The organism is Agromyces sp. NPDC004153 (assembly GCF_053603635.1).
Map to the genome: position 1 here is coordinate 1,201,253 of NZ_JBSGFY010000002.1, position 18,546 is coordinate 1,219,798.

Annotated in this window: 21 protein-coding genes and 1 rRNA gene; 10 read left to right on the forward strand and 12 right to left on the reverse strand. The window is 72.8% G+C overall.

Going from position 1 to position 18,546, the window contains the following annotated elements:
- Nucleotides 1-7: 7 nt before the first annotated feature.
- Nucleotides 8-1,300: an O-acetylhomoserine aminocarboxypropyltransferase/cysteine synthase family protein gene (locus tag ACWEOH_RS19620; RefSeq protein ID WP_452033835.1), complete on the forward strand. Its 1,293-nt coding sequence runs from the start codon at nt 8-10 to the stop codon at nt 1,298-1,300.
- Nucleotides 1,300-1,908 carry a CoA-binding protein gene (locus ACWEOH_RS19625; protein ID WP_452033837.1) on the forward strand — a complete coding sequence of 203 codons (609 nt, stop codon included), beginning with the start codon at nt 1,300-1,302 and terminating at the stop codon, nt 1,906-1,908. The genes ACWEOH_RS19620 and ACWEOH_RS19625 overlap by 1 nt, the downstream gene beginning before the upstream one ends.
- A gap of 9 nt (nt 1,909-1,917) precedes the next feature.
- Here the strand turns inward: ACWEOH_RS19625 and ACWEOH_RS19630 are convergent, their stop codons facing one another.
- Nucleotides 1,918-2,496, reverse strand: coding sequence for a GNAT family N-acetyltransferase (locus tag ACWEOH_RS19630; protein WP_452033839.1), 579 nt, complete (start codon nt 2,494-2,496; stop codon nt 1,918-1,920).
- 160 nt (nt 2,497-2,656) lie between these two features.
- On the opposite strand from ACWEOH_RS19630, the gene ACWEOH_RS19635 reads away from it, so the two are divergent.
- From ACWEOH_RS19635 to ACWEOH_RS19650, 4 genes are all read left to right on the forward strand, one after another.
- Nucleotides 2,657-3,187 carry a toxin-antitoxin system HicB family antitoxin gene (locus ACWEOH_RS19635; protein ID WP_452033841.1) on the forward strand — a complete coding sequence of 177 codons (531 nt, stop codon included), beginning with the start codon at nt 2,657-2,659 and terminating at the stop codon, nt 3,185-3,187.
- Between the two features lie 26 nt (nt 3,188-3,213).
- Nucleotides 3,214-4,080: a DUF4097 family beta strand repeat-containing protein gene (locus ACWEOH_RS19640; RefSeq protein WP_452033843.1), complete on the forward strand. Its 867-nt coding sequence runs from the start codon at nt 3,214-3,216 to the stop codon at nt 4,078-4,080.
- 172 nt (nt 4,081-4,252) lie between these two features.
- Entirely contained in the window at nt 4,253-5,092 is an 840-nt protein-coding gene (locus ACWEOH_RS19645) for an ABC transporter ATP-binding protein (protein ID WP_452033845.1), read from the forward strand.
- Nucleotides 5,092-5,883, forward strand: coding sequence for an ABC transporter permease (locus ACWEOH_RS19650; protein WP_452033847.1), 792 nt, complete (start codon nt 5,092-5,094; stop codon nt 5,881-5,883). Before ACWEOH_RS19645 ends, ACWEOH_RS19650 begins: the two co-directional genes overlap by 1 nt.
- A 95-nt stretch (nt 5,884-5,978) precedes the next feature.
- Here ACWEOH_RS19650 and ACWEOH_RS19655 read toward each other — a convergent pair whose 3' ends face one another.
- Nucleotides 5,979-6,449 (reverse strand): Clp protease N-terminal domain-containing protein, encoded by a 471-nt coding sequence (locus ACWEOH_RS19655; protein WP_452033849.1) that lies wholly within the window; start codon nt 6,447-6,449, stop codon nt 5,979-5,981.
- Nucleotides 6,442-6,678: a helix-turn-helix domain-containing protein gene (locus ACWEOH_RS19660; protein ID WP_452033851.1), complete on the reverse strand. Its 237-nt coding sequence runs from the start codon at nt 6,676-6,678 to the stop codon at nt 6,442-6,444. The genes ACWEOH_RS19655 and ACWEOH_RS19660 overlap by 8 nt, the downstream gene beginning before the upstream one ends.
- A 190-nt stretch (nt 6,679-6,868) precedes the next feature.
- Between ACWEOH_RS19660 and ACWEOH_RS19665 the strand changes: the two genes are divergently transcribed.
- From ACWEOH_RS19665 to ACWEOH_RS19675, 3 genes are all read left to right on the forward strand, one after another.
- Entirely contained in the window at nt 6,869-8,257 is a 1,389-nt protein-coding gene (locus tag ACWEOH_RS19665; RefSeq protein ID WP_452033853.1) for an L-serine ammonia-lyase, read from the forward strand.
- Between the two features lie 125 nt (nt 8,258-8,382).
- Nucleotides 8,383-8,574 carry a hypothetical protein gene (locus tag ACWEOH_RS19670; protein WP_148734304.1) on the forward strand — a complete coding sequence of 64 codons (192 nt, stop codon included), beginning with the start codon at nt 8,383-8,385 and terminating at the stop codon, nt 8,572-8,574.
- Nucleotides 8,575-8,648: 74 nt separating this feature from the next.
- Nucleotides 8,649-9,527: a sulfurtransferase gene (locus ACWEOH_RS19675; protein WP_452033855.1), complete on the forward strand. Its 879-nt coding sequence runs from the start codon at nt 8,649-8,651 to the stop codon at nt 9,525-9,527.
- 50 nt (nt 9,528-9,577) lie between these two features.
- Here ACWEOH_RS19675 and ACWEOH_RS19680 read toward each other — a convergent pair whose 3' ends face one another.
- From ACWEOH_RS19680 to ACWEOH_RS19700, 5 genes are all read right to left on the reverse strand, one after another.
- Nucleotides 9,578-10,126, reverse strand: coding sequence for a rhodanese-like domain-containing protein (locus tag ACWEOH_RS19680; protein WP_452033857.1), 549 nt, complete (start codon nt 10,124-10,126; stop codon nt 9,578-9,580).
- Nucleotides 10,127-10,227: 101 nt separating this feature from the next.
- Nucleotides 10,228-11,502 carry a M18 family aminopeptidase gene (locus ACWEOH_RS19685; RefSeq protein ID WP_452033859.1) on the reverse strand — a complete coding sequence of 425 codons (1,275 nt, stop codon included), beginning with the start codon at nt 11,500-11,502 and terminating at the stop codon, nt 10,228-10,230.
- Nucleotides 11,503-11,548: 46 nt separating this feature from the next.
- Nucleotides 11,549-12,490 (reverse strand): J domain-containing protein, encoded by a 942-nt coding sequence (locus ACWEOH_RS19690; RefSeq protein ID WP_452033861.1) that lies wholly within the window; start codon nt 12,488-12,490, stop codon nt 11,549-11,551.
- A gap of 79 nt (nt 12,491-12,569) precedes the next feature.
- The gene (locus ACWEOH_RS19695) at nt 12,570-14,171 is read right to left on the reverse strand and encodes a DUF7059 domain-containing protein (protein WP_452033863.1); all 1,602 of its coding nucleotides are present in this window, start codon (nt 14,169-14,171) and stop codon (nt 12,570-12,572) included.
- 37 nt (nt 14,172-14,208) lie between these two features.
- Nucleotides 14,209-14,793, reverse strand: coding sequence for an RBBP9/YdeN family alpha/beta hydrolase (locus ACWEOH_RS19700; protein WP_452033865.1), 585 nt, complete (start codon nt 14,791-14,793; stop codon nt 14,209-14,211).
- A 197-nt stretch (nt 14,794-14,990) separates the two neighbouring features.
- Here ACWEOH_RS19700 and ACWEOH_RS19705 point away from each other — a divergent pair, with 197 nt between their 5' ends.
- On the forward strand, nt 14,991-15,323 hold the full coding sequence (locus ACWEOH_RS19705; RefSeq protein WP_452033867.1) for a hypothetical protein: 333 nt from the start codon (nt 14,991-14,993) through the stop codon (nt 15,321-15,323).
- Nucleotides 15,324-15,334: 11 nt separating this feature from the next.
- Here the strand turns inward: ACWEOH_RS19705 and pnuC are convergent, their stop codons facing one another.
- The 4 genes from pnuC to rrf form a co-directional block, all read right to left on the reverse strand.
- Nucleotides 15,335-16,003 carry a nicotinamide riboside transporter PnuC gene (pnuC, locus tag ACWEOH_RS19710; RefSeq protein ID WP_148734298.1) on the reverse strand — a complete coding sequence of 223 codons (669 nt, stop codon included), beginning with the start codon at nt 16,001-16,003 and terminating at the stop codon, nt 15,335-15,337.
- A complete protein-coding gene (locus tag ACWEOH_RS19715; protein ID WP_452033869.1) occupies nt 16,000-16,404 on the reverse strand; it encodes a DUF3054 domain-containing protein in 405 nt (134 codons plus the stop codon). Before ACWEOH_RS19715 ends, pnuC begins: the two co-directional genes overlap by 4 nt.
- A gap of 68 nt (nt 16,405-16,472) precedes the next feature.
- The gene (locus ACWEOH_RS19720) at nt 16,473-18,380 is read right to left on the reverse strand and encodes a thioredoxin domain-containing protein (protein ID WP_452033871.1); all 1,908 of its coding nucleotides are present in this window, start codon (nt 18,378-18,380) and stop codon (nt 16,473-16,475) included.
- A gap of 78 nt (nt 18,381-18,458) precedes the next feature.
- A 5S ribosomal RNA gene (gene rrf / locus ACWEOH_RS19725) occupies nt 18,459-18,546 on the reverse strand; the annotation flags it as partial.

Consider the following 18,546-nt stretch of genomic DNA (forward strand, 5'->3'; position numbering starts at 1 on the left):
GGACCGCATGGCAGACCGCGAATACGGCTTCAAGACGCGTGCGATCCACGCGGGCAACATCCCCGACCAGGTGACGGGGGCCCGCGCGCTGCCCATCTACCAGTCGAGCGCGTTCGTCTTCGACGACACGGCGGATGCCGCGGCCCGCTTCGCCCTGCAGAAGTACGGCAACATCTACTCGCGCCTCGCCAACCCGACCGTCGCGAGCTTCGAGGAGCGCGTCGCGAGCCTCGAGGGCGGACTCGGCGCCGTCGCGACCGCGTCGGGCCTGTCGGCGCAGTACATCACGTTCGCGAGCCTCGTCGGCGCCGGCGACCACATCGTCGCCTCGGCGAACCTCTACGGCGGCTCGATCACGCAGCTCGACGTGACGCTGCGCCGCTTCGGCGTCGAGACGACGTTCGTCGTGAGTGCCGACGCCGAGGACTACGCGGCGGCGATCCAGGAGAACACGAAGGCGCTCTTCGTCGAGACCATCGCGAACCCGTCGGGCGAGATCGCCGACCTCGAGGCGCTCGCCGACGTCGCGCACGCGCACGGGATCCCGTTCATCGTCGACTCGACGATCCCGACGCCCTACCTCAACCGCCCGATCGAGTGGGGCGCCGACATCGTCACGCACTCGGCGACGAAGTTCCTCGGCGGCCACGGCACGACCCTCGGCGGCGTCGTCGTGGAGTCGGGCCGGTTCCACTGGCACTCCGACACGTTCCCGCTCTTCGGCGAGCCGGTGCCGCACTACGGCGGCCTGCAGTGGTCGGGCAACTTCGGCGAGTACGCGTTCCTCACCCGCCTGCGCGCCGAGCAGCTGCGCGACATCGGCCCGACGCTCGCGCCGCACTCGGCGTTCCTGCTCGCGCAGGGCGTCGAGACGCTCCCCTACCGCATCCAGGCGCACGTCGACAACGCGCGCACGGTCGCCGAGTGGCTCGAGCAGGACCCGCGCGTCGAGCGCGTGTTCTGGGCCGGCCTGCCGAACCACCCGCACCACGACCGCGCGCAGAAGTACCTGCCGCAGGGCCCCGGCTCGGTCTTCAGCTTCGAGGTCAAGGGCGGTCGCGCCGTCGGCCAGCAGCTCATCGAGTCCGTGAACCTGGCCAGCCACCTCGCGAACATCGGCGACGCGAAGACGCTCATCATCCACCCGGCGTCGACCACGCACGCCCAGCTCACCGAGCAGCAGCTCCTCGACGCGGGCGTCGGGCCCGGCGTCATCCGACTCTCGGTGGGCATCGAGGACGCCGACGACATCATCTACGATCTGGACCAGGCGCTCGCCCAGGCCACGGGAGGCAAGTGATGACCGACACGCTCACGACCGAAGCGACGGATGCCGCGCACGGCGCCGACCTCGAGACCGTCCGCCTCGTCAACGGGCTCTCCTGCGAGCTGCCGGCGAACTCGCCGCTCGCGAAGCTGCTGCACTCGCAGCGCACGTGGACGGGTCCCGACGCCAGGCAGCGGCTGCGCATCCTGAACGCGGCGAAGTCGGTCGCGATCGTCGGCGCCTCGCCGAAGCCGTCGCGCTCGAGCTACTTCGTCGGCACGTACCTGCAGCAGTCGAGCGACTACCGCCTCTACTTCGTGAACCCGAACGAGACCGAGATCCTCGGCGAGCCGGCCTACGCGAGCCTGCAGGACCTTCCCGAGGTGCCCGACATCGTCGTGGTGTTCCGCCGTGGCAGCGACATCCCGCAGGTCGTCGACGACGTCGTCGCCGCGGGCGCCAAGACCATCTGGGTGCAGCTCGGCATCTGGAACCAGGATGCCGCGTACTACGGCGAGGAGCAGGGGCTCACGGTCGTCATGGACCGCTGCATCAAGGTCGAGCACGCCAGGTTCCACGGCGGGCTGCACCTGCTCGGCTTCGACACGGGGCAGATCACGGCGCGCAAGACCGTGCGCTGACGGTCGGGTTCAGGCCGCCGACGACTCGGATGCCGCCTCGACGTCGCGCCCGTACGCCATGAGCAGGAAGCTCCGGCCGCTCGGGAGGTCGACGACGTACTCGCGCTCGTGCAGGCGGGCGAACCCGAGCCGGGCGTAGAGCCGCTGTGCCGACTGCATCTCGGGGCCGGTGTTGAGCACGACGCGACGGATGCCGCGACGAGCCGCGAGCTCCATGACGTGCCGCACGAGCACCTCGCCGACCCCGCGACCGCGCGCCTCCGCCGAGACGCCGAGGAACCGGAAGTCGAGCTCGTCGTCGCGCGCGACCGCCGACATGCGCCGGCCGGGCCGGGGCGTCGAGACCGTGCCGAGCAGCGCGCCCGTCGCGGCATCCGCGGCCACCCACACCTCGTGCTCGCGAGCGCGCTCGGCGACCGATTCGATCTCGACCAGGTACGCGTCGCTCAGCACGAAGTCGCCGGCGTAGGCCTCGCGTGCGAGGGCGCCGACGGCCTCGTGCTCGTCGTCGCGCACGAGCCGCACCTCGACGCCGCGGGGCGCGGAGGAGGGGGCGGGGTTCGGACTGGTCGGGTCGGTCGAGGACATCCGACCCAGCCTACGGGCCGCCGGCTGGGCGATCGCCGCGTCGCCGGGATGCCGGTCGACCTCGCGCGACACCACCGCTGACACCACTCGAGCAACTCATTGACACCAATCTGACGCAGACGGTGTTGACATGACACCACTGTGGTGTCACACTGGTGTCATGGAACTCACCGGATACGTCGACGAACTCCAGCGCCAACTGGCCATCGCAGCCGAGGCCGGCGGCGAGGAGGCACTCGGTCTCGCACAGCGGCTGACCGCGCCCCTCGACGCCTCCGTGCGCCTCGTGCTGCTCGAGGCGCTCTCCGCCGCCGCGGCGGAGATCACCGCCGAGCTCGCCCCCGGCGCCGTCGACGTGCGGCTCCGCGGACGCGACCCCGAGTTCGTCGTCACGGTCCCGCCGGCGGCGACGTTCGAGCCCGCGTCCGACCGTTCCGCGCCTGCGATGCAGGTCCCCGCGGCATCCGCTGCCGTGCCCGTCGCCGACGACGCCGCGACGAGCCGCACCACGCTCCGCATCCCCGACCAGCTGAAGGCCCAGGTCGAGCTGGCCGCCGCCCGCGACGGCGTGTCCGTCAACACCTGGCTCGTGCGCGCGATCGCCGCCGCCGTCGAGCCCGCTCCCACGCGGCCCACCGAGACCCGCCCGGCCGACGGCGACGCGAACCGCGTCACCGGCTGGGTCCGCTGAACACCGATATTCACGAAGGAGTCATCATGACCACGTACCAGACCCCGCATCCCGTCGTCGTCGACCTCGACCTCGGCTGGGGCGACGTCAACGTCGTCGCCTCCGACCGAGACGACACCGTCGTCGAGGTCCGGCCCGCGAACCCCGAGAAGTCGAGCGACGTCAAGTCCGCCGCCGACGCGAGGGTCGAGCTCGTCGGCGACGTGCTCACCGTGCGCACGACGAAGGGCTGGCTCCACTACACCCCGTTCGGCGGCAACGGTCAGGTCGACGTCACGATCCAGGTGCCCGAGGGCTCCGAGGTGCGCGGCGCCACCGGCGCCGGCCGCCTCCTGGCCGAGGGCGCGTTCGGTGCCATCGCCTACCGCAGCGGCGCCGGCGACGTGCGGGTCGACGAGGCCGAGCGCGTCACGGCCCGCACCGCATCGGGTGCGATCATCGTCGGCCGCGCGACCGGCGCCGTCGAGCTCACCTCGTCGGCCGGCAGCATCCGCATCCGCGAACTGTCGGGCGAGGCGATCATCAAGAACCCCAACGGCTCCACGACGATCGGCGAGGTGACCGGCACGCTCGTCGTGCAGGGCGCCCACGGCGACGTCACCGTCGCCAACGCGCGCGGCGCGGTCACCGCGAAGAGCAGCTACGGCAACCTCCTCGTCGAGCGCATCGACGGCGGCCGGGTGCAGCTCGAGGCCGGCTACGGCGGCATCGAGGTGGGCGTGGCCGAGGGCACGGCCGCCTGGCTCGACGTCTCGAGCCAGCACGGCGCCGTCCGCAACAAGCTCACGCCCTCCGAGGCGCCCGGCGCCGATGAGAACACCGTCGAGCTGCACGCCCGCACGAGCTGGGGCGACATCCTGATCCGCCGGCCGAGCTCGACGCCGGCGCGTTAGCCGACCCGCACACCGGCCCGCTCACACCGACCCGCACCGCCACGCACGGCCCGCCGGACGAACCACGTCCGACGTCGGGGTGGTCGAGTGCGCCCTGAAACACCCGAGAACACCGCACCAGCGCGCGACGCACGTCCGTGCATCGCGCTCCAGTTGAGAAACGGAGATCCAGATGACCACCGATCAGACCCAGGCACCTGCCATCCGCGTGCAGGGCCTGGAGAAGGCCTACAAGAAGGACCTGCAGGTCCTCCGCGGCGTCGACTTCGACGTCGCCCGCGGCAGCATCTTCGCCCTCCTCGGCTCCAACGGGGCCGGCAAGACCACCGTCGTGAAGATCCTGTCCACCCTGCTCCGTGCCGACGCCGGCTCGGCCAGCGTGAACGGCTTCGACGTGGCCGCGAAGGGGGCCGAGGTCCGCGCCTCGATCAGCCTCACCGGGCAGTTCGCCGCGGTCGACGAGGTCCTCACCGGCCGCGAGAACCTGGTGCTCGTCGCCCAGCTGCGGCACCTGCCCGGCCCGGGCCGCATCGCCGACGACCTGCTCGCGCGCTTCTCGCTCACCGAGGCGGGCAACCGCAAGGTGGCCGAGTACTCGGGCGGCATGCGCCGACGCCTCGACATCGCGATGAGCCTGATCGGCGACCCGCCGATCATCTTCCTCGACGAGCCGACGACCGGGCTCGACCCGCAGGCGCGCATCGAGGTGTGGCAGTCCGTCAAGGAGCTCGCCGCGAACGGCACCACGGTGCTGCTCACGACGCAGTACCTCGACGAGGCCGAGCACATCGCCGACCGGATCGCGATCCTCCACCAGGGCCGGATTCTGGTCAACGGCACCCTCGACGAGCTGAAGCAGCTGCTGCCCCCGGCAACGGTCGAGTACGTCGAGAAGCAGCCCACCCTCGAGGAGATCTTCCTCACCCTCGTCGGCGACGACGGCACCTCCGCCACCGCCGACACCGCCACCGCCGACGCGGCCACGACCGCCACGACCCGAAAGGACCGATGATGACCACCGCAACCGCACCGATGACCGCGACCACGCACTTCCTCGGCGACACCGCCGTGCTCACGGGCCGATCCCTGCGCCACATCACCCGCAGCCTCGACACGATCATCACGACCGCGATCATGCCGATCGCCTTCATGCTGCTCTTCGTGTTCGTCTTCGGCGGCGCGATCGACACCGGCTCCGACACGCAGTACGTGGACTACCTGCTGCCCGGCATCCTGCTCATCACGGTCGCCTCGGGCGTGTCCTACACGGCCTACCGGCTGTTCCTGGACATGCAGGGCGGCATCTTCGAGCGGTTCCAGTCCATGCCGATCGCCCGCTCGAGCGTGCTGTGGGCGCACGTGCTGACCTCGCTCGTCGCGAACCTCGTGTCGCTCGCGATCGTCGTCGGCGTCGCCTTCATCATGGGCTTCCGCACGGGCGCCGACCTGCTGGCCTGGCTCGCCGTGGCGGGGATCATGGTGCTGTTCACCCTGGCCCTGACCTGGCTGGCCGTGATCCCGGGCCTCACCGCGAAGTCGGTGGACGGCGCGAGCGCGTTCTCGTACCCGCTCATCTTCCTGCCGTTCATCAGCTCCGCGTTCGTGCCCACCGAGAGCATGCCGGGTCCGGTCCGCGTGTTCGCGGAGTACCAGCCCGTCACCGCCATCGTCGACGCGATCCGCGCCCTGTTCACCGGCCAGCCGGTGGGCTCCGAAATCTGGATCGCCCTCGCCTGGCTCGTCGGCATCCTCGTGGTGGCCTACGGCTTCGCGATGCTGGCCTACCGCCGCAAGATCTCGTGATCGGATGACGCGACCCGATGAGCCTGCCCGCCCTCCGGCGGGTGGGCTCATCGGCGTGCTGACCGACCGCCGGCGTCGGTGATCAGCGTTCGCACTCAGGCGTGCTGCCGCAGGCGGGCGACGATGGCCGCCCGGTCGACGCCCGCGTAGGCCAGCGCGCGCGGCACCGTGCCGAGCTCGGCCTGCAGGATGCCGGTCAGGAGGTCGGCCTCGCTCGTGCGCTGCCGCTCTCGGCGGCCGAGTCGACTCCCCCGCACGATCGCCTCCCGCGCCGACGTGCCCCACCCTGGACGCGTGCGCCGCGGCGTCGCCGCGAGCCGGCGGTCGTCGACCGGCGCGATGCCGGCCGTGGCGAGCGATCGCTCGCGCTCCACCGCGAGCATCGCCACGACGGCGGCGCGATCGAGCCCGAACTCGTCGAGCACGGGGCCGACCTGCTCGGGCTCCGACGTGATCGCGAGCAGCAGGTGCTCGGCATCGACGGCGGACGCGCCGGCATCCGTCGCCTCCTCGATCGCGCGTACGATCGTGCGCCGTGCGACGTGTGCGAAGTCCTGCTCAGCCACGACGCCTCCTCAGGTCGATGCCGGCCCCGTCGAGCCGGCGGATGTGCTTCTTGTGGACGGCCTGGCGGGTCACGCCGAGCGCCTCGGCGATCTCGCTCCAGCTCCAGCCGTCGCGCAGGGCGCGTTCGACGACCGCGTCCTCGAGCCGGTCGGCGTACGCCCGGAGCGCGACGACCGCGGCGAGTTCGTCGGCGAGGCCGCCGGTGGGCGGCGGTGAGATCGGTGCCATACAGGCAACCTAGGTTGCTTCTTCTGTTTTGTCAACCTCGGTTGCGTAACTGGCGGATGATCGTCGAGGACTGCTCACATGAGCACGCGACGGCCGATCCCGCGCGGTTCCGCGACGAACCGGCCCTCGGCGCACGATTCCTTCGATCTCACGGCGGATCCGTGCGCGTGCTGCGACGTAGCCTTGAGGGGTGACAGCGTTCGTCTCAGCCCTCGATCTCTTCTCGATCGGGATCGGCCCGTCGAGTTCGCACACCGTCGGCCCGATGCGCGCGGCGCGTGCGTTCGCCGAGCGGCTCGCCGACGACGGCACGCTCCCCCGCGTGACCCGCATCACCTGCTCGCTCTACGGCTCGCTCGGCGCGACGGGGCTCGGCCACGGCACGCCCGACGCGGTCGTCGCCGGGCTCGCCGGCCTGAAGCCCGACGACTGCGACCCCGACGACGTTCGCGGCGCCTGGGCGCGGCTCGGCGACGAGGGCGCCGAGGTGCGCGTCGCCGGACGCCACGCCATCACGATGACGCGCAACGACCTCAGCCTCGAGCCGCGCACGCGCCTCCCCGGACACCCCAACGCGATGACGCTCCAGGCCTGGGGCGAGGATGCCGCGCTGCCCCTCGCCGAGGAGACCTACTACTCGGTCGGCGGCGGCTTCATCCGCCGCGAGGGCGACGCGCCCGAGCAGTCGGAGGCGCTGCGGCATCCGCTGCCCTACTCGAACGCGGCCGAGCTGCTCGACCTCTGCGACGAGCACGGCGTCTCGTTCTGCGACGTCGCCCGGCACAACGAGGTCGCCGTGCACGGCGCCGAGGGCATCGACGCCGGACTCGACGCGATCTGGGCCGCGATGGCCGAATGCGTCGACCACGGGCTCAGCACCGAGGGCACGCTGCCCGGCGGGCTCGGCGTGAAGCGCCGCGCTCCCGAAGTGCGACGTCGGCTCGAGGAGTACGACCGCGACACGGCGCACACCACTGGCCTGCGCGACACGTCGACGGAGTGGCTGCACGCGTTCGCCCTCGCGGTGAACGAGGAGAACGCGTCGGGCGGCCGCGTCGTCACGGCGCCGACCAACGGCGCCGCCGGCATCATCCCCGCGGTCGGGCACTACTACCTGCGCTTCGTTCCCGGCGCGGATGCCGCGGGCATCCGCCGCTACCTGCTCACCGCCGCGGCGATCGCGAGCCTCGTGAAGAAGAACGCGTCGATCTCGGGCGCCGAGGGCGGATGCCAGGCCGAGGTCGGCTCGGCCTGCGCCATGGCCGCTGGAGCGCTGTGCGCCGTGCTCGGCGGCACGCCGCGGCAGATCGAGAACGCCGCCGAGATCGCGATGGAGCACCACCTCGGCCTCACCTGCGACCCCGTCGCCGGCCTCGTCCAGGTCCCCTGCATCGAGCGCAACGCGATCGCGTCGTCGACCGCGGTGTCGGCCGCGCGCCTCGCGCTGCACGGCGACGGCACCCACCTCGTGTCGCTCGACACGGTCATCGAGACCATGCGCCAGACCGGCCTCGACATGATGACGAAGTACAAGGAGACGAGCGAGGGCGGCCTCGCGGTCAACGTCATCGAGTGCTGAGCGCCCGCCGACGCTGACGCCCGCGTCGGGCCGGCGATCGAGTCGGTGCCGGACCCGATCGCGTCGGGGCTGTCCCCCGATCGGGACACTCGCGCAGCGAGTCGCGCGTCTGGCAACCTGTGCTGATGGACTCCCCTGACGTCTCCGACCTCGTCACCAGCGCCGGCCTCATCGGCCTCGTCATCGGCCTGGTGGTCTACCTCGCGATCCTCGCCCTGATGCTCTGGATCGGCTACCTCATCATCAAGTCGGCCGTGCGCAACGGGCTGCGCGAGCACACCCTCTGGCTCGAGAGCCGGCGGGGGATGCTGCGCTGACCCACCGCCCGAGCGGGTTACGGCCTGTTGCGGCGTCCGGCGCAACGGGCCGGCGCTCGGACTAGCGTGTCGGCATGCCGGCACTCGACCTCCCGACCGATCTCGTCTCGACCGAGTGGCTCGCCGCCCACCTCGGCGACCCGGGGCTCGTCGTCGTCGACGCGAGCGTGCTCGGCACCGAGACGCCGGCCGGCTTCCGTTGGCTGAGCGGTCTCGACGAGTACCTCATCGAGGGGCACATCCCGGGCGCGGTCTTCGGCGACCTGCTCGAGGAGCTGTCCGACCCCGAGGGGCCCTTCTCCTTCACGCGCCCCGAGCCGGCGCGGCTCGAGGGCGCGGCCCGCGACCTCGGCATCGACGACGGGGTCGCCGTCGTCGTCTACGACTCGTCGATCGGCCAGTGGGCGGCCCGGCTGTGGTGGATCCTCGCGTCGGCGGGCGTCGAGCGCGTCGCGGTGCTCGACGGGGGCCTCGCCCGCTGGCGGGCCGAGGGTCGCGCCGTCGAGACCGGCTTCGAGGCGCCGCGCGAGGCCGGCCCGCTCACGCTCTCGCCGCGCGATGGCTTCTGGGCCGACGGGCCCGAGGTGCAGCGCATCGTCGCGGGTGAATCGGATGCCGCGCTCGTCTGCGCGCTGCCGCCGAGCGACTTCCGCGGCGAGACCGGGCGGCGCGCCCGGCGCGGCCACATCCCCGGCAGCGTGAACGTGCCGGTGGGCAGCGTCGTCGACCGCGAGACCCGCACCCTGCTGCAGGGCGCGGAGCTCGAGGCGCGGCTCGCGGCCGCGACCGAGGGCGACCCGTCTCGTGTCGTCGTGTACTGCGGAGCGGGCATCGCGGCGGCGGGCACCGGGTTCGCCCTCCGGCGCGCCGGGCACGCGGACGTCGCGATCTACGACGGGTCGCTCGACGAGTGGACCGCCGACCCCGCCGCGCCGCTCGTCACGATCGCCTGAGCGCGGGCAACGGCGGCGGCGCCGGGCGCGCCCGCTTCGAACGCGCGCCCTCAGCAGGCGCAGGTGATGCCCGAGGCGATCGCGTCGCCCGTGAGCAGTTCCCCGCGCGTCCCGGGCGTCGACGCCGCGCCGAATCCGTCGGGCGCGACGTTCGTGAGCGCGTCGGCCGGCAGTTGCGCGAGCCCGTCGGACGTGTCGAACGCGAAGCCCTCGCGCACCCAGTACTCGAAGCCGCCGATCATCTCCTTCACCGGATACCCGAGCAGCGCGAACTCGAGCGCGGCACGCGTGGCGCCGTTGCAGCCGGGTCCCCAGCAGTAGACCACCACGGGCGTGCCCGCCGGGATCAGCTCGGGCGCGAGGTCTTCGATCCGGCGCCGCGGCAGGTGCAGCGCGCCCGGCACGTGCCCCTGCGCCCACGACTCGTCGCTGCGGGTGTCGACGAGCACGAACCCGGGCTCGGGCTCGCCGAGGGCGGCTGCGACATCCGACACGTCGACCTCGACCGCGAGGCGTCCGCGGAAGTGGGCGATCGCCTCGTCGCGCGTCGCAACGTGCTCGAAGAGGGCGGATGCGGCGGGAGCGGTCGTCTCGGTCATGCGACCACCCTCGCACCGTCGCGCCCCGCCCCGCCCGTGAAATCGCGCCGTCGTGCCGCGAGATCCGGCCAGCGTGCCGGTCGCCGGATCGGGACGGCCGATCAGTCCTCGGGCGCGAAGAAGGCCGTTATCGCCGCGGCGAGCGCGACGAGGTCGTCGACGTGCGCGAGCTCGCGGGCCGAGTGCATCGAGAGCAACGGCGCGCCCACGTCGACGGTGCGGATGCCGAGCCGGGTGGCCGACAGCGGGCCGATCGTCGTGCCGCACGGGACCTGGTTGTTCGACACGAACGGCTGCGTCGAGACGCCGGCCTGCCGGCACGCACGCGCCCAGAGCGCCGAGCCCACGCCGTCGGTCGCATACCGCTGGTTGGCGTTGAGCTTCAGCAGCGGTCCGCCGCCGAGCACCGGGCGGTTGCCCGGGTCGTGGCGTTCGGGATAGTTCGGGTGCACCGCGTGACCAGTGTCCGACGAGAGCAGCCAGGAGTCCGCGAACCCGCGGCGGCGATCGGTCGCGTCGGCGCCGAGCCCGGCGGCGATGCGCGTGAGCACGTCCTCGAGGAACGGCCCGCTCGCGCCCGAGCGCGACTCCGAACCGATCTCCTCGTGGTCGAACGCGGCGAGCACGCTCACGTGCCCGGTACTCGCCGGCGCGGCGAGCAGGGCGACCAGGCCGGCGTGCACCGACGTGAGGTCGTCCATGCGACCCGAGGCGAAGAGCGCGGCGTCGAGCCCGAATCGGGCGGGCGCCGCCGCGTCGGCGACGAGGACGTCGTGCCCGGCGACGTCGTCGGGGTTGACGCCGGCGACACCGGCCAGGTGGGCGACGACGTCCTGCCCGGCGCCCGTCCCCCAGATGGGCTGCATATGGCGCTGCTTGTCGAGCGTGAGGCCCTTGTTCACCTCGCGGTCGAGGTGGATCGCGAGCTGCGGGATGCGCAGCAGCGGGCCCGTGCGCACGAGGTGCTCGACGCCATCGGTGGTGACGAGGCGACCGGCGAGCTCGAGCTCCCGGTCGAGCCACGAGTTGAGCAGCGGACCGCCGTAGACCTCGACGCCGGCCTGCAGCAGCCCCTCCGCGGTCGTGGACATGCCCGGCTTGAGCTTGAACCCGGGCGAGTCGGTGTGCGCGCCGAGGATGCGGAACGGCGTCGTCGGGCCCGCCGCATCGGGCTGCACCCAGGCGATGACCGCACCGTCGCGCACCACGACGCGCCTGCCCGGTCCGGCCGGCCACTCGTCGCGCTCGTCGAGCCGCTCGAACCCGGCGGCCTCGAGTCGCGCTGCCACCGCGGCGGCGGCGTGGTACGACGAGGGCGAGTCGCGGACGAAGTCGGCGAAGTCGGCGATGTGGGCGTCACGGTCGAGATCGGGCATCCTCCCATGATGCCGGATGCCGCGGGGCCGACGGTCTCCCCGGGGTTCAGGCGAATCGCACGACCGCCTGCAGCCGCGAGCGCACCTCCATGACCTCGGTGCCGCCGAGATGCGCGGACCCCGGGATCCCCTCGCGCACGGCGCTCGCGAGTCGTGAGCTGCGCACGAGGGCGACCGCGGCGCCGCGGATGCTGCCGCCGACCGCGAGCGGCTCGGCCGCGTACTCGTCGGGCACCACGATCACGAGCGCCGTCGGCTTCACGCGGGCCGCCCGGCCGATCGCCTTCGCGCGGGCCGCGAGCGCCCGGAACGGCCGTTCCCCCGCGAGCGCCTCGCCGACGAGTTCGCCCCGCTTCAGCGCGACGGGTCCGCCCCAGTCCTCGGACTGGACGGCGAACAGGCCCGTCGGACCGAGCACGAGGTGGTCGAGCTTCGGCGGGAACCCCGGGCCCGCGGCATCCGTCGCGATGTCGTGCCAGATCGTGTAGGCGATGCCGAGCGTCGAGAGGGAGCGGGCGGTCGACTCCTCGACGAGCGCGTCGGCGAGGATGTGCCGGATCTCGCGCGGTGCCCGGCTCACGAGCGCGGGATCGTACGGGTCGGGCACGTCGACGCCGCGGCCCGACCACTCCCGGATGCGGTCGAGGTAGAGCTCGCGCGTGAGCCCGCCCGGGTGTCCGTAGGAGCGAGCCAGCGGACGCGAGTCGCGTGGGCGCTTCGGGGGCGCCGGCGCCCAGGCCTCGCGGCTCGGCGCGCTCCCGCCGCCCGACCCGTTCCGGATGCCGCGGTCGAACGCCGCGCGCGCCTCGGGCGTGCCGATGAGCACCCACGCCCGCTGCACCGCGTGGAAGCGCGCCGGGTCGCCGCCCGTGTCGGGGTGGGCGGTGCGCAGGGCCCGGCGGTACGCGAGGCGGAGCGCGGCGGCATCCGCATCGGCGGACACGCCGAGCACCTCGTACGGGGACTCGGAGAGGGGGCTGTCGGCCATGGACTCGCTTTCGGACGTGCCAACCGAGGATACCGCCGACGGCTCGGGGAACGCCGTGACCCGGCGGTCCCGGCCGCCCTCACTCGGCGGGCAGCAGCAGCATCCCGTCGTCGATGAGCGCCCGCACGGCGGGCAGCAGGTCGGCGGCGAGCGCGTCGGCGTCCACCTCGAGCAGGTCGGCGATCGCGGCGACGATGGCGGCGACCGGGAGCTCTCCGTCGCAGGCGCCGACGAGCGCCGCGAGCCCGGTGTCGAGGCTCACGACGCGTCCGAACCCGCCGCCCTGTCGCAGCAGCATGGCGGTGGGATGCTCGTCGCCGGGCCAGTGGTGGCGCTCCTCGGTCACGTCGCCCGCGACGGCGAGGCGCAGCGCCGCGAGCGCCGCGTCGTCGAGTCGCGCCTGCCGGTCGTGCGCCTCGAGGCACGCGGCGAGGTGCACGCCGAGACCACCGGCATCACCGCCCGAGCCGAGCGGACCGTGCAGCCGCTCCACCCGGGCCAACCGCGGCGCCGTCTCCTCAGCCGGGCGGCGCAGCAGCACGTAGCCGAAGCCGACCTCGCGCACGCCGCGCCGCTCGAAGTCGTCGAGCCAGGCCTCGTACAGCCGGTCGAACGCGGGCGTCCCGGGGCGCGTGCCCCCGTCGCGGATCCACGTCTCCGCGTACTCCGTGGCCCGCTGCACCTCGCGTTCGACGATCCAGTGCTCGAGGTGGCCGGCCCACCCGCGCACCCGATCGAGGCCGTCCTCGTCGTCGCGCACCTCCCAGTTGCCGAGCAGCTGCGCGACGCCGCCGTGCTCGAGGTGCTCGGTCGCCCCGCGCATCACGGCCTCGACGATGCCGTCGCCGACCATGCCGCCGTCGCGGTACTCGTACTCGGGAACCCCGGGCACGCGCGGCGTGATCACGAACGGCGGGTTCGAGACGATGCGGTCGAACCGCTCCCCCGCGACGGGCGCGAACAGGCTCCCGAGCCGGAACTCGACCCCCTCGATGCCGTTCAGCGCGACGTTGAGCTGCGCGAGCCGCAGCGCGCGCACGGAGATGTCGGTGGCCACCACGCGGTCGGCGAACCGGGTCGCGTGCATGGCCTGGATGCCGCAGCCCGTGCCGAGGTCGAGCACCGTGCGCACTGGCGTCGGCAGCATCAGGCCCGACAGCGTCATCGACGCGCCGCCGACGCCGAGCACGTGCTCCTCGCCGAGCTCGTGGCCGAGGGCCACCTCGCCGAGGTCCGAGAGGATCCACCAGTGACCGTCGCCGTGGGCGTCGACGAATGCGTACGGCCGCAGGTCGAGCAGTGGGCGAACGGATGCCGCGTCGTCCACCGCTCCCGCGCGGGTCGTCGTCGCGGCATCCCGCGTGAGCAGCCCCAGCTCGATGGCCCCGTCGACGCCGAGGCCCGGGAGTGCGTGCGCCGCCTCGGCCTCGGGGACCGGCAGGCCGAGCACGAACAGCCCCGCGAGCGACGCCAGGTCGGCGGCGGGGTCGTGGTCGGCGCGGCGACCGTCCAGCACGCGTCGCGCCGGAACGCGCTCGCCGCGATGGAGGGCGGCCGCGGCATCCGCACCCCACAGGCGGTCGAGCGCCTCGACGGTGAAGCCGGCCGCACGCAGGTCGTCGCCGAGTCGGCGCACCTGGTCGGTCGTGCGGTCGTCGAGGGGAGCGATGCCGGACGTCACCGCACCATTCAACCGCACCGGACCGGACCGCTCCCGGTCAGCCGCTGACGAGGTCGCGAACGAGCGGGAACGGCCCGAAGCCGTCGTCGATCGTGAGGTGCCCGCCGCCGCCGACCTCGACGAACGCGGCACCGAGCGGGACCGCGTAGGTGCGCTCGGCGCCGTCGGGGCAGTACGGGTCCTCGTCGCCGGCCACGATGGTCGTGCGCTCGGCAGCGCTCGCCGCGAGAGCCGCCCTGAGCCCTTCTTCGTCGGACTCCCGAGCGAACGCCGCGATCTCCGGGATGCCGCGGATGACGTCGGGAGACGGCGGCGCCACCAGCACGACTCGCCGAGCGAGCGGCGCGACCTCGCCTGCCTCGGCGCGCCGCACCGCGTACGCCAGCCAGAGCAGGCAGCCGAGGCTGTGGGCGACCACCGTGAGCGCGGCCGGATCGGTGCCCGCGAGTTCCGTGTCGAGCGCGCTGAGCCAGTCGTCGAGCACGGGCTCGTCGGGCTCGGGCAGCTGCGGGTAGCGCACGACGGCGCCGCCTGCCTCGAGCTCGCCGGCGAGCCAGTGCTGCCAGTGCCCGTCGGGGCGGCGATTCTGCCATCCGTGCAGGATCAGTACCTCTGCGACCATGCGCGCTCCTCCGTCCGCCCTTCGGCCGGTTCATTCAAGCAGGCACGGGCCGAACCCGGCCTCGTCCGCGTCATCTGGACGTCATCTCGCGTACACGTGCCTTCATGCCGTGTAACCCCGACGTCACACGGGGCACGTAGCGTTGCAGGGGTCGACGTGGCGTTGGCTACGATCGAGGAAGCGAGGGGAGGTCGCGCATGGGTGACGCATCGACGCTGGAGCGCCTGAGGCAGGATGCCCGCGACGAGCTGGCGGCGCTCATCGAGCTGCGATGCCGGCTCGGCGAAGACCCGTGGGTGTTCCTGCCCGACCTCCCGTCCGTCGACGAGCAGGTCGTGGCCACGCTCCGCGAGGAGCGGCTGCACTCCGAGCGCTGGAGTCCTGCGCGTGCCCGTGCGTACCACCCCACCGCGCGCGACGGCGATGCGGCCCGGTTCGAGTTCGAGCTGCTGCGCGACATCGCGCTCGACCATCCCGAGCTGAGCTCGGCGGTCTGGTCGGTGCTCGACCGTGTGCCGTCGGCCTGGTGACGCCCGACGCCTCAGGCCGGTGACACGCCCTCGGCGAGCTTCGCCCGCCGCTGCACGCGCATCCAGGTGATGAACCCGAACAGCGTGAACGCGCCGTAGAACACGTAGAGGAACGCCGACGCGTAGTAGCCCGCACTCACGAGCAACGGCACGCCGACGATGTCGACCGCGATCCAGATGAGCCAGAACTCGGTCCATCCCTTGGCCATGCCCCAGGTCGCCAGCAACGAGCCCATGAAGATCCACGCGTCGGCCCAGACGGGCTCGAACGAGCCGAGCGCACGGAAGATCGGCGTGAGGATCAGCGTGCCGCCCACCAGCGCGATGGCCAGGATGATGCGGTTCCGGGTGCCCGCCCACTTCGGATCGACCGCCGACTCGCTGACCTGCCGGTGCCGCGCCCACCGCACCCAGCCGTAGATCGACACGACGATGAACATGACCTGCCGAGCGGCCTGCCCGAGCAGGTTCACGGGGTTCGGGGTGTCGAACACCGCCCCGAGGAACACCGTGAAGAGCAGCACGTTGCCGATGATGCCGACCGGCCACGCCCACACCTTCCGGCGCAGTCCGCCGAGCGCGCTGGCCAGGCCGAACAGGTTGCCGATGATCTCGCGCCACAGGATCACCTGCCCGCCGATCACGAGCTGGGCGTCGAAGAGCCACTCGATGACGTTCATGCTGCGCCGACCCGACCGCGCGCGCGGAGTCGGACGACGGCCCAGGCGATCGCCCGCCACCCGAGCAGCAGCAGCGCGAGCGTCAGCGTGGCGACCACGATGAACGCGACGGCCGTGCCCTGGCCGGTGACGAGCCGCAGCAGCATCCCGACGACGAGCGTTGCCGCCCACACGATCACCCCGGTCGGCCAGACGGCGAGCGGATGCCGCCACGCCCGCGCCGCGAGCCATCCGACGCCGAGGCCCGCGAGGAACGGCCAGGCCGTGCCCCAGACGCCGGCGACGTCGAGGCCCTCGGCGTGGCTCGAACGGCCCACGACGGCGAAGACGACCACGAGCACGGCGTCGACGACGAGGGCGACGACCACGGAGGCCGTGCCGACTGATGCGCGATCGCTCATGCGACCATCGTACGGATGCCGCAGGCCCCGCCGAACGCCGTGCCGCCCGCGCCGCCGGCGCCGATCGACTACTCGAGCTCGACGAGTTCCTCCAGCGCGCCGGCGTCGTGCACAGGCAGGGCGCACACGAACGACCGGCACCGGTACGCGGTCGTCACGTCGTCCTGCGCGGTGCGTCCCTCGAACAGCTCGAACCCGGCTGTCGCGAACTCCTGCGCCTGGCGCTCGGTGACGATCGCCGCGACGGATGCCGCGTGCCGCCGGGTCGCGGCGCGGAGCAGCGCGCCCGCCCCGTCGTCCTCCTCTCCGTCGGGCACGACGGTGACGAGCTGCACGAGCGGCGCCGCGAGCCGGGCCATGACCTCAAGTGCGCCGCCGAACGCGATCGGGCGTCGTACGGCCATGCCCGCGACGGAACGCATCGCCTGTTCGGCGAGGTCGAGGTAGCGATCGCCGGCGCCGAGCGCGTAGAGCCGCCATGCGGCATCCGCGCAGGCCGTGACGCCCGACGGCGTGGCGCCCTCGGCCGGGTCGCTCGGCAGCGCGAGACCGTACGACGCGAGCACGGGATCCGCGCCCGCCGGCGCCGCGAACGGGACGCTCGAGCTCTCCATGCCGTCGGCGGCATGCACGCCGACGGCGGCGGTGGCCGCCCGATCGATGAGGCGGCGAGCGGCCTCGGCGTAGCGCACCTCACCGGTCGCCGCAGCGAGCTCGAGGAGGCCACCGGCCAGCATGCCGGTGTCCTCCAGCGTCGCGACGGCGTCGGATGCCACGTCGTCGAGCGACGAGCGCACGAGCGTGCCGTCCTCGCGCACGTGCCGCTCGAGCAGGAAGTCCGCGGCCCGACGAGCGGCGTCGATCGCCGCGGCGTCGTCGAAGACGAACCCCGCCCGCGCGAGACCGCCGATCGCAAGACCGTTCCACCCGGTGAGCACCTTCTCGTCGAGCGCCGGCGGCTCGAGCCCGGAACGGCCGGCCGCATCGCGCCGGTAGTAGCCGCCCTCGTCTCTACGACCGTCGATCCAGCTCTCGGAGTCCTGCGCGCTCGCGAAGCCACCGCCGGCCAGCTGCATGCGCTCGGCGAGGAACCCCACGACACCCGCCGCGAGCAGGTGGGCGAATGCGGCCGCGCCGTCGCCGCGACCGAGATCGGCGGCGACGCCGAGCAGCAGCGCGTTGTCGGTGAGCATGCGCTCGTAGTGCGGATCGCTCCAGTCGGCGCGCGTCGCGTAGCGGAAGAAGCCGCCCTCGACCGGATCGCGCAGCGGCGACGCGCCCATGAGCTTCAAGGATCGCTCTGCGAGCAGGCGACCCTCGGGGCCCGCCTGGCTGAGGAAGCCGAGCACCGGGGCGACGGGGAACTTCGGCGCCGTGCCGAACCCGCCGTGCAGCCGGTCCTCGTCCTCCGCGAGCATCGCGACGGCGCCGTCGAGCTCGGCCGGCCCGGGCAGGTCGCCCGCGGTCGAGGCGACGGATGCCGCGGCCAGCGCCTCGGCGACGGCGGCGGCCGTCTCGTGCAACTCGCTCCGTCGCTCGCGCCATGCCTCCTCGACCGCACGGAGGACCTCGGCGAACGACGGCACGCCACGCATCGATCGCGGTGGGAAGTACGTGCCGGCATAGAACGTCCGTCCCTCGGGCGTCGCGAACACGGTGAGCGGCCAGCCGAGTTCACGCGTGAAGGCGGATGCCGCGGCCAGGTAGCTCGCGTCGACGTCAGGGTGCTCCTCCCGGTCGACCTTGATCGCGACGAACCCCGCGTTGAGGAGCTCGGCGATGGCGGGATCGCTGAAGCTCTCACGGGCCATCACGTGGCACCAGTGGCACGTGGCGTATCCGATCGAGACGAGCACGGGCACATCGCGCTCGCGCGCGGCGGCGAAGGCCTCGTCACCCCACGGATACCAGTCGACGGGGTTGTCGGCGTGGGCCCGGAGGTAGGGACTCAGCGACGCCCCCAAGCGATTCCCCATCCCCACAGCCTAGGCCGGATGGCGTCGCGTTAAACCAAGAAGAGCCACCCAGCACTGGGTGGCTCTTCTCGAATGTATGTCCGGCGGTGTCCTACTCTCCCACAGGGTCGCCCCTGCAGTACCATCGGCGCTGCGAGTCTTAGCTTCCGGGTTCGGAATGTGTCCG

Excerpts from the sequence above, each read along its gene's own strand:
- ACWEOH_RS19620 (WP_452033835.1), top strand. The coding sequence starts at position 8 with ATGGCAGACCGCGAATACGGCTTCAAGACGCGTGCGATCCACGCGGGC.
- ACWEOH_RS19625 (WP_452033837.1), top strand. The coding sequence starts at position 1,300 with ATGACCGACACGCTCACGACCGAAGCGACGGATGCCGCGCACGGCGCC.
- ACWEOH_RS19630 (WP_452033839.1), bottom strand. The coding sequence starts at position 2,496 with ATGTCCTCGACCGACCCGACCAGTCCGAACCCCGCCCCCTCCTCCGCG.
- ACWEOH_RS19635 (WP_452033841.1), top strand. The coding sequence starts at position 2,657 with ATGGAACTCACCGGATACGTCGACGAACTCCAGCGCCAACTGGCCATC.
- ACWEOH_RS19640 (WP_452033843.1), top strand. The coding sequence starts at position 3,214 with ATGACCACGTACCAGACCCCGCATCCCGTCGTCGTCGACCTCGACCTC.
- ACWEOH_RS19645 (WP_452033845.1), top strand. The coding sequence starts at position 4,253 with ATGACCACCGATCAGACCCAGGCACCTGCCATCCGCGTGCAGGGCCTG.
- ACWEOH_RS19650 (WP_452033847.1), top strand. The coding sequence starts at position 5,092 with ATGACCACCGCAACCGCACCGATGACCGCGACCACGCACTTCCTCGGC.
- ACWEOH_RS19660 (WP_452033851.1), bottom strand. The coding sequence starts at position 6,678 with ATGGCACCGATCTCACCGCCGCCCACCGGCGGCCTCGCCGACGAACTC.
- ACWEOH_RS19670 (WP_148734304.1), top strand. The coding sequence starts at position 8,383 with ATGGACTCCCCTGACGTCTCCGACCTCGTCACCAGCGCCGGCCTCATC.
- ACWEOH_RS19675 (WP_452033855.1), top strand. The coding sequence starts at position 8,649 with ATGCCGGCACTCGACCTCCCGACCGATCTCGTCTCGACCGAGTGGCTC.
- ACWEOH_RS19680 (WP_452033857.1), bottom strand. The coding sequence starts at position 10,126 with ATGACCGAGACGACCGCTCCCGCCGCATCCGCCCTCTTCGAGCACGTT.
- ACWEOH_RS19685 (WP_452033859.1), bottom strand. The coding sequence starts at position 11,502 with ATGCCCGATCTCGACCGTGACGCCCACATCGCCGACTTCGCCGACTTC.
- ACWEOH_RS19690 (WP_452033861.1), bottom strand. The coding sequence starts at position 12,490 with ATGGCCGACAGCCCCCTCTCCGAGTCCCCGTACGAGGTGCTCGGCGTG.
- ACWEOH_RS19700 (WP_452033865.1), bottom strand. The coding sequence starts at position 14,793 with ATGGTCGCAGAGGTACTGATCCTGCACGGATGGCAGAATCGCCGCCCC.
- ACWEOH_RS19705 (WP_452033867.1), top strand. The coding sequence starts at position 14,991 with ATGGGTGACGCATCGACGCTGGAGCGCCTGAGGCAGGATGCCCGCGAC.
- pnuC (WP_148734298.1), bottom strand. The coding sequence starts at position 16,003 with ATGAACGTCATCGAGTGGCTCTTCGACGCCCAGCTCGTGATCGGCGGG.
- ACWEOH_RS19715 (WP_452033869.1), bottom strand. The coding sequence starts at position 16,404 with ATGAGCGATCGCGCATCAGTCGGCACGGCCTCCGTGGTCGTCGCCCTC.
- ACWEOH_RS19720 (WP_452033871.1), bottom strand. The coding sequence starts at position 18,380 with ATGGGGAATCGCTTGGGGGCGTCGCTGAGTCCCTACCTCCGGGCCCAC.